Source organism: Streptomyces sp. NRRL S-495, assembly GCF_000966955.1.
Taxonomy (GTDB): domain Bacteria; phylum Actinomycetota; class Actinomycetes; order Streptomycetales; family Streptomycetaceae; genus Kitasatospora; species Kitasatospora purpeofusca.
This window is the reverse complement of record NZ_JZWY01000598.1, coordinates 1-7,844: the sequence shown is the minus strand read 5'-3', so window position 1 is coordinate 7,844 and position 7,844 is coordinate 1. Positions and strand designations below refer to the sequence as shown.

The window sequence follows — 7,844 nt, the reverse complement described above, 5'->3', positions numbered from 1 at the left end:
GGTCCTGCTGCTGCTCTGGGGAGCGGCCTACGGTGCCGTGCCGGTCTGCTCGCTCAGCTGGTTCCTCGCTGCGGCGCCGCACGCCCCGGAGGCCGCCGGGGTGCTCTTCACCTCCGCGTTCCAGGCCACCATCGGGATCGCCGCGCTGACGGGCGGCGGCGTCGTGGACCGGACCTCCCCCGGCACCGTGCTCGTCCTGGCCGGCCTCGTCGCACTCCTCGCCGCCGGGACCGCGCTGCTGACCGGGCCCTCTCCTGCGGGTCACGTCGCGACCGCACGGCGTGATCCGCGAGGGAGGGCCTAAGCCGGCCCCCAGGGCAGCACGGCGACGAGCACACCCGTGGGCGCAAGGGTGAGCAGCAGGCCGGTCGTCCAGTACGCCCCGGCGGGGCCCGGGTCCGCGTACCGGTGCCGACGGCGGCGGCGCAGCAGGTGGTTGGCCAGCCACCAGAGGCCCGAGAACACCGACAGCACCGGCACCGCGAGCATGAACCACGGCAGCATCCCGTCGTTCTCCGTCGGCTCGCCCCGGGTCCAACCGAGGGCGGCGAGCGGCCAGTTGACGGCGAAGTACCAGAGCAGCCAGATCGGCACCACCGCCGGCAGGCCGAGCAGCAGGTTCACCGCGACGGCGGCGGTCGGGTACGTGCGCATCCGATCAGTATCCACGGGCCCCCGGCGGCCCAGGCCGGGCGGGCTCAGCCCCGGCCGGGCAGTCCCAGCCCAGGCCGGGCGGGCTCAGCCCCGGCCGGGCAGTCCCAGCCCAGGCCGGGCAGGCTCAGCCCAGGCCGGGCGGGCGGCGGTCGGCCCAGGGGTGGGCTAGCTCCAGCGTGCGGGACACCTGGAGCAGCAGGTCCTCGCGCCACGGTGCGGCGACGAGCTGGACCCCGACCGGCAGACCGGTCGCGTCGTCGTGGTGGACGGGCAGCGAGACGGCCGGCTGGCCGGTCACATTGAACAGGGAGGTGAACACCGCCATCGGGTAGCTGTTCCGCAGTGCCGCCGGCGGATCCTCGGCGGTACCGGCCCGCCAGGCGCCGATGCGCGGCGGCAGGCAGGCCATGGTGGGCGTCACCAGCAGGTCGAACCCGGCGACGAAGCCCTCGACGATGCGCCGCGACATCCGCTGGGCCCGCCGCACCCCCTCCGCGTAGGCCCACGAGTCGATCGCGTGCGCCGCGTCGCGCAGCGCCCGGTTGTGCGGCTCGATCCGCTCCGGGTCGGCCAGCGGCACCCCGGCGGCGCCGATGTTCCACATGGCGGTGAACTCCGTGACCAGTTCCTCGGTCGGCGGCAGCGGGAGCGGGGTGTCGACGATGTGGTGGCCCGCCGCTTCGAGCGTGCGCAGGACGGTCTCGACGGCCGCCACGCAGACCGGGTCCACGGCGATCCCGGCCACCGGCGGGTCCACCAGGACGCCGATCCGCAGGCCGGCCGGCGGGTCCGCCCACATCGCGTCGGCGAAGGAGCGGTCCGGGGCCGGGGGCGACCACCAGGCGGTCGGATCGTGGCGGTCGAGCACGTCGAGCACGGCCGCCGTGTCGGCCACGGTGCGGGTGACCACGCCGCCGATGCCGAGCCCCTCGACGACGACGGCCCCGTTGGTCACCCGGCCCCGGGTCGGCTTGAGGCCGACCAGGCCGGTGCAGGAGGCGGGGATGCGGATCGACCCGCCGCCGTCCTCGGCGTGGGCGAGCGGCGCCATCCCGGCGGCGACGGCGACCCCCGCGCCGCTCGACGAGCCGCCCGGCGTCCGCTCCCGGTCCCACGGATTGCGAGTGATGCCGAGCGCCTCGCTCTCGGTGAACGGCAGGCTGCCGAACTCGGAGGTGGTGGTCTTGCCGAGCAGGACGAACCCCGCGGCGAGGAACCGCCGCACGAGCGGCTCCGAGGTCTCGGCCGGCTCCCGGCCGGCGCCCGCGGACCCGTACGTGGTGGGCCAGCCCTGGACGTCCAGCAGGTCCTTGATCGGCAGCGGGACGCCGTGGAACGGCGGGAGCCCGTCGGCGGAATCGGCCCGGACGACCGCGTCGGCGGCGGCGGAGGCGGCCGCGCGGACGGCGTCGTCGTCCCGGAAGCAGAAGGCGTTCAGCGCGGGGTCGAGGGCGTCGATGCGGGCGAGGCAGTCCTCGACGATCTCGACCGGGCTCACCTCCTTCCGGCGGACGGCGGCGGCGAGTTCGACGGCGGAGCCGTAGGCGGTGGCGGGGGTGGTGCCGACGGCGGTTCCGGGGGCGACGGCGGGGGCTGCGACGGTGCCGGGGGCGGCGACGGTGCCGGCTGCTTCGATCGGTGGGTTCATCGCGAACTGTCCTCTCTGAACGGGGCGGTGGGTCCGCTGCTCCAGCGTCGCCCCGGCCCGGGCCCCGCGTATTGGACGAATGTCGCGTAGCCTGGCGGTATGCGCCCCGTCGGTCCGACCCGCGCCCCCGCACCGCTGTGGGACATCGCAACTCCCCCGCGCCCCTGCCGTATCCGGGGTGTCGGCATGGCCGGCTTCCACGCCCTCGCCCCGGTCGACCTGGACGTGGTGCCGTACCCGGCCGTCACGATCGCCCTGGACCTCGGCGACCCGCCGCTCGCCGTCGACGACGCGACCGGCCGCCGGGCGCACGGCAGCGTCGTGGTCGGGCTCGCGCCCGGCAGCGTACGCGGCCACGGCAGTGCCATCACCTGTCTTCAGCTCCGGCTGGCCCCGCCGGTGGCGCACCGGATCCTGGGCGCCTCGGCGGAGTTGGGCGGCACGGTGGTCGGGCTCGACCAGTTGTGGGGCCGCGAGGCCAGGCGGACCGAGGAGCGCCTGCGCGCCACCGCCTCCTGGGACGAGCGCTTCGCGATCGCCGAGGCCGCGCTGGTCCGCCGGTACGCGGACGGCCGGCCGGTGGACCCCGAAGTCGCCTTCGCCTGGGACCAGTTGACCACCCACCGGGGCGCGGTGCGGATCGAGCGGATCGCCGCCGAGATCGGCTGGAGCCGCAAACGGCTGTGGTCCCGCTTCCACGCCCAGACCGGCCTCGGCCCCAAGCACGCGGCCCGGCTGGTCCGCTTCGACGACGCCGCCCACCGCCTCGCCGCGGGCCACAGCGCCGCCCGGGTGGCGGCCGACACCGGGTACACCGACCAGTCCCACCTCCACCGCGACATCAGGACCTTCACCGGCACCACCCCCACCACCCTCGCCACCGCCCCCTGGCTCACCGTCGACCCCACCGCCTGGCCCACCACCCGGCCCGCCGACGATCACTCCTGAACCGGCCGGGCCGGAGCACGGATTCCCGCTCGCCGCCGCGCGGTTCCGTGCCACCCTGAGGTCCCTGGCAGTCGCCCGGGCCCTGGAGGGGGAGGAAGCGTGACGTTCTGGGACCAACTGCCCACCCTGGTCGGCGTCGTCGTCGGCTCGGTCGGCTCGTACACGGCGGCGAGCCTCACCGAACGCAGCCGCTGGCGCCGCGGCCGCGCCGAACGCTGGGACGACCGGCGCTTCCAGATCTACGCGAGCTACGGGAAGATCCTCAAGACCCAGATCAGGATCGCCCAACGGCTCGGCGCCGCCCGCAACTTCGACGGTGTGGTGGACCCCTTGGAAATAGGCGAGGGGCTGGCCGAACTCGCCCGCGCGGAGTCCGAGCGGGCCGCCGAGTGGGAGTCGATGCTGCTGGTCGGTGACGCCGCGACGGTCGAAGCGGCGCGGTCGTGGCACGAGGAGTGCTGGAACCTGGAGCTGTACGCCCGGGGCCTGCGCTCCGACGCCGCCGGCTGGGTGCGGGCCGAGGAGCGGCTGAGCCACGCCCGCGACAGGTTCTACCTCTGCGCCCGGAAGGACCTCGGGATCGCCGGTCCGCCGCCGCCGTCCGGCAACTGGCCCCGGGCCTGGCAGCACGCCGAGCCCGACCCGGCGGCGGGGCCAGGCACCTCGGCGCCGTGACGCCCGACGGCGGCCCGCCCCCGTCCCGGCGCCACCGCGACCGCCGCGCACGGCTGTTCCGGAGCGGCAGGGCCGTGGCGTACCGTGACCGCATGGCTACCAACGCGTCCTCGCGGTACGACGCCGTGATTGTCGGCGGTGGGCACAACGGGCTGGTCGCCGCGGCGTACCTGGCGCGGGGCGGGTACCGGGTGCTGGTGCTCGAACGGCTGGCGCGGACGGGCGGGGCGGCGGTGTCCGCGTCGGCGTTCCCGGGGGTCGACGCCAGGCTGTCGCGGTACTCCTACCTGGTCAGCCTGCTGCCGGCGAAGGTGGTGCGGGAGCTCGGGCTGCGGCTGGAGCTGCGGCGGCGCCGGATCTCCTCGTACACCCCGGCCGTCCGGGACGGGAAGCCGACCGGCCTGCTGGTGGACACGGGCGACCCCGGCCGGACCAGGGAGTCGTTCCGGGCGCTGACCCGGTCCGACCGGGAGTGGCAGGCCTGGCGGGAGTTCTACGGGACGACCGGGCGGGTCGCCGAGCGGGTGTTCCCGACGCTCACCGAGCCGCTGCCGTCACGGGCCGAGCTGCGCCGGCGAATCGGGGACGAGGCCGCCTGGACGGCCCTGTTCGAACGGCCGCTGGGCGAGACGGTCGAGCGCACCTTCGCGGACGACCTGGTGCGCGGCGTCGTCCTCACGGACGCGCTGATCGGCACGTTCACCCATGCCCACGACCCCGCGCTCCGGCAGAACCGCTGCTTCCTCTACCACGTCATCGGCAACGGCACGGGCGACTGGGACGTACCGGTCGGCGGGATGGGCGCGGTGACGGACGCCCTGGCCGGGGCCGCGCTGGCGGCCGGCGCGGAGATCCGGACCGGGCACGAGGTCACCGCGATCGCGGGCGACGGCCGCGGCGACGCCGAGGTGTCGTACCGGCACGCCGACGGCGAGGCGACGGTGGCGGCGCGCCGGGTGCTGGTGAACGCCGCGCCCGCGACGCTGGCGCGGCTGCTCGGCACCGCACCGGAGCCCGCGCCCGAGGGCGCCCAGCTGAAGGTCAACATGGTGCTGCGCCGCCTGCCGCGGCTGCGCGACCCGGTCGCGGACCCGCGCGACGCCTTCGCCGGGACCTTCCACATCGCCGAGGGCTACCGGCAGTTGGAGACGGCGTACGCGGAGGCGGCGGCCGGCCGGATGCCCTCGGCGCCGCCGTCGGAGATCTACTGCCACACCCTCACCGATCCGTCGATCCTCGGCCCGGAGGCCGTCCGGCAGGGACTGCAGACGCTGACCCTGTTCGGCCTGCACATGCCGGCCCGGCTGTTCGGCGACCCGGCGGCCAAGGAACGCGCCCTGGCCGCGAGCCTGGCGCAGCTGGACGCGGTGCTGGCCGAGCCGATCGCCGACTGCCTGGCCGTGGACGCCGACGGCCGGCCCTGCGTCGAGGCGCGGACGCCGCCGGAGCTGGAGCGGGAACTCGGGCTGCCGGGCGGCCACATCTTCCACCGCGACCTGTCCTTCCCGTTCGCCGCCGAGGAGCCGGGTGCGGGTGAAGGGACCGGCGCGGGCGAAGGCACGGCCGCCGCGCGCTGGGGCGTGGCGACGGCCCGGCCGGACGTGCTGCTCTGCGGGGCGGGAGCCGTCCGGGGCGGCGGCGTCAGCGGCATCCCGGGGCACAACGCGGCGCAGGCCGCCCTGAAGGACCTGGCGGCCCCGGCCCGGTAGCACGCGGGGCGGCGTTACGGCCTGACGGGACTTTCAGCAGGTCGGCGCACCGCCGCACGGCGCCCGGGTAAGGTGGTGGATCGTGGCCAGTCGTAAAACGTCGATCATGGAAGCAGCCGCGCGGGTGATCGCGCGGCGCGGGGTGCGCGGACTGCGGGTGGAGGAACTCGCGGCCGAGGCGGGTGTGTCCACCGCGCTGATCTACTACCACTTCAAGGACCGCACCGGGATCCTCCGGCAGACGCTGGAGTTCATCAACGACCGGGCCGAGCGGTACACGACCGAGCGCGACCCGGACGCCCCGCCGCCGACCGCCCGCGAGGAGCTGGAGCAGACGCTGCTGCTGGAGCTCCAGGACACCGTCGAGGTGCGGGAGAACAGCACCGCCTGGGGCGAGCTGCGGGCGAGCGCGGTGTTCGACGAGACCCTGCGCGAGGACCTGGCGCGGGCCACCCGGATCTGGGTGCAGGAGGTCGCCGAACTGCTCGGCGTGGTGCAGCCGATGTCCTCGGCGGTCGCGCTGGCCGGAGCCGCCGAGCGGCTGACCGCGCTGCTGGAGGGCCTCAGCGTGCGCTGGCTCAGCGGGAGCCTGCCGCTGGCGCACGCCCGGACGCTGCTGTCCGAGGCGATCGACACCGAGGTGGCCCGGCTCGGCTCCTGAGCGGAGTCGCCGAACCGGGCATCCGCCGACAGAACACCCTCGATACACCCTCGATCATTACGCTCCGCGATCAGACCGGCGTCATGGGTCATATGATGCCGAGAAGTTTGACTGAACTTTCAGTCAGTGCGACGCTGACAACGCAGGCGGGGTGCAGCCGTCGGCCGTTCCCGTGGTGCGCCGGTGCGTAGCGGCGCGAAGAGTGGATCCGATGGCCCCGTGCACCCCTCCCGGCACCGTCGCACGATCGGAGAGAACCCTCATGACCCGCTTCCACCACGACCGCTCCGCCGAGGACTTCCCCTGGGTGCCGGCGGACGACGTCCCGCACGCGCGGACCTGGATGTCCTGGCCCTCCCGCCGGGGTGTGTGGGGGCTTCGCCTGGGCGGGGTCCAGGAGGACATCGCCCTGATCGCGCGGACCGTCGCCGAGTTCGAGCCGGTGGTGATGTGCGCCCCCGACGACTGGACGGCGGGCAAGGCCCGGGACCGGTGCGGCTCCGCGGTGGAGGTGATCACCGCGATCCCGACCGACGACCTGTGGATGCGCGACACCGCGCCGGTGTTCCGCCTGGACGGCCGCGGCGGCCTGGACGCCGTGGTCCTCAACTTCAACGGCTGGGGCGACAAGCAGGTCCACTACGACGACGCCCTGGTCGCCGAGCGCCTCGCCACCCGGCGCGGCCTGCGGTACACCTACGCGGACTTCGTCGGCGAGGGCGGCGCGATCGAGACCGACGGCGACGGCACGGTGATGGCCACCGAGAGCAGCCTGGTCAACAAGAACCGCAACCGGGGCATGAGCCGGGACGAGATCGAGGACGCCGTCCTGGAGGCCTACGGCGCGGACACCATGATCTGGCTGCCCGGCATCAAGGGCCAGGACATCACCGACGACCATGTGGACGTCACCTCGCGCTTCGTCCGGCCCGGTGTGGTGATGGTCCAGCTGCCACCCGCCGACCGCAACGACGCCTGGGCCAAGGACGCCCGCGAGCAGTTCGCCCTCCTCTCGGCCGCGACCGACGCCAGGGGCCGCCGGCTCCAGGTGATTCCCGTGCACGGTCCCGACACCGTCCGCTCCCGCAGCTCCAAGTTCGTCGACTCCTACCTCAACTTCCACCTCGTCAACGGCGGCGTCATCACCGCCCAGTTCGGCGACGCGTACAAGGACGCCGCCGCGAAGGAGGCGCTCGCCGCGGCCTTCCCGGGCCGCGCCGTGGTGCAGATCGACGTCGACCGCCTGATGGCCGGGGGCGGCGGCATCCACTGCTCGACCATGCAGGAGCCGCTGCCGCAGTCGCTGCCGTAGTCCGCGCCGAAGTCCGCACCGAAGTCCCCGCCGCGGCGCCGGCCCCGACCCCGGCGCCGCCGGCACGCCCTGCCCCCACCGACCCCGTCCCCGTCCCCGTCCCCGTCCCCGTCCCCGTCCCCGTCCCCAGCCGGAGGATCCGAATGACCAACGCCATGTCCCGCCGTACCGTGATGCGTTCCCTCGCCGGCGCCGGAGTCGGCGCCCTCGTCCTCGGCCTCACCGCCTGCGACCCCA

The 7,844-nt window shown here is 74.9% G+C and carries 7 protein-coding genes and 1 pseudogene; 6 read left to right on the top strand and 2 right to left on the bottom strand.

What is annotated here, in order from left to right; genetic code table 11:
- Positions 1 to 304: pseudogene (locus tag VR45_RS28405) on the top strand (hypothetical protein); the annotation flags it as partial.
- Here VR45_RS28405 and VR45_RS28400 read toward each other — a convergent pair.
- Both VR45_RS28400 and VR45_RS28395 read right to left on the bottom strand, forming a co-directional pair.
- Positions 301 to 654: a hypothetical protein gene (locus tag VR45_RS28400; protein ID WP_045942708.1), complete on the bottom strand. Its 354-nt coding sequence runs from the start codon at positions 652 to 654 to the stop codon at positions 301 to 303. The pseudogene VR45_RS28405 and the gene VR45_RS28400 sit on opposite strands and share 4 nt — an antisense overlap.
- A 124-nt stretch (positions 655 to 778) precedes the next feature.
- Entirely contained in the window at positions 779 to 2,302 is a 1,524-nt protein-coding gene (locus VR45_RS28395) for an amidase (RefSeq protein WP_052709443.1), read from the bottom strand.
- 186 nt (positions 2,303 to 2,488) lie between these two features.
- Between VR45_RS28395 and VR45_RS28390 the strand changes: the two genes are divergently transcribed.
- The 5 genes from VR45_RS28390 (at position 2,489) to VR45_RS28370 (ending at position 7,607) form a co-directional block, all read left to right on the top strand.
- The gene (locus VR45_RS28390; RefSeq protein WP_199926016.1) at positions 2,489 to 3,250 is read left to right on the top strand and encodes a helix-turn-helix domain-containing protein; all 762 of its coding nucleotides are present in this window, start codon (positions 2,489 to 2,491) and stop codon (positions 3,248 to 3,250) included.
- Between the two features lie 99 nt (positions 3,251 to 3,349).
- Positions 3,350 to 3,925, top strand: coding sequence for a hypothetical protein (locus VR45_RS28385; protein WP_045942706.1), 576 nt, complete (start codon positions 3,350 to 3,352; stop codon positions 3,923 to 3,925).
- Positions 3,926 to 4,017: 92 nt separating this feature from the next.
- The gene (locus VR45_RS28380; RefSeq protein ID WP_045942710.1) at positions 4,018 to 5,634 is read left to right on the top strand and encodes an NAD(P)/FAD-dependent oxidoreductase; all 1,617 of its coding nucleotides are present in this window, start codon (positions 4,018 to 4,020) and stop codon (positions 5,632 to 5,634) included.
- A gap of 82 nt (positions 5,635 to 5,716) precedes the next feature.
- Positions 5,717 to 6,295, top strand: coding sequence for a TetR/AcrR family transcriptional regulator (locus VR45_RS28375; protein ID WP_043464243.1), 579 nt, complete (start codon positions 5,717 to 5,719; stop codon positions 6,293 to 6,295).
- Between the two features lie 262 nt (positions 6,296 to 6,557).
- Positions 6,558 to 7,607, top strand: a complete 1,050-nt coding sequence (locus VR45_RS28370; RefSeq protein ID WP_045942705.1) for an agmatine deiminase family protein — start codon at positions 6,558 to 6,560, stop codon at positions 7,605 to 7,607.
- The last annotated feature ends 237 nt before the right edge of the window (positions 7,608 to 7,844 follow it).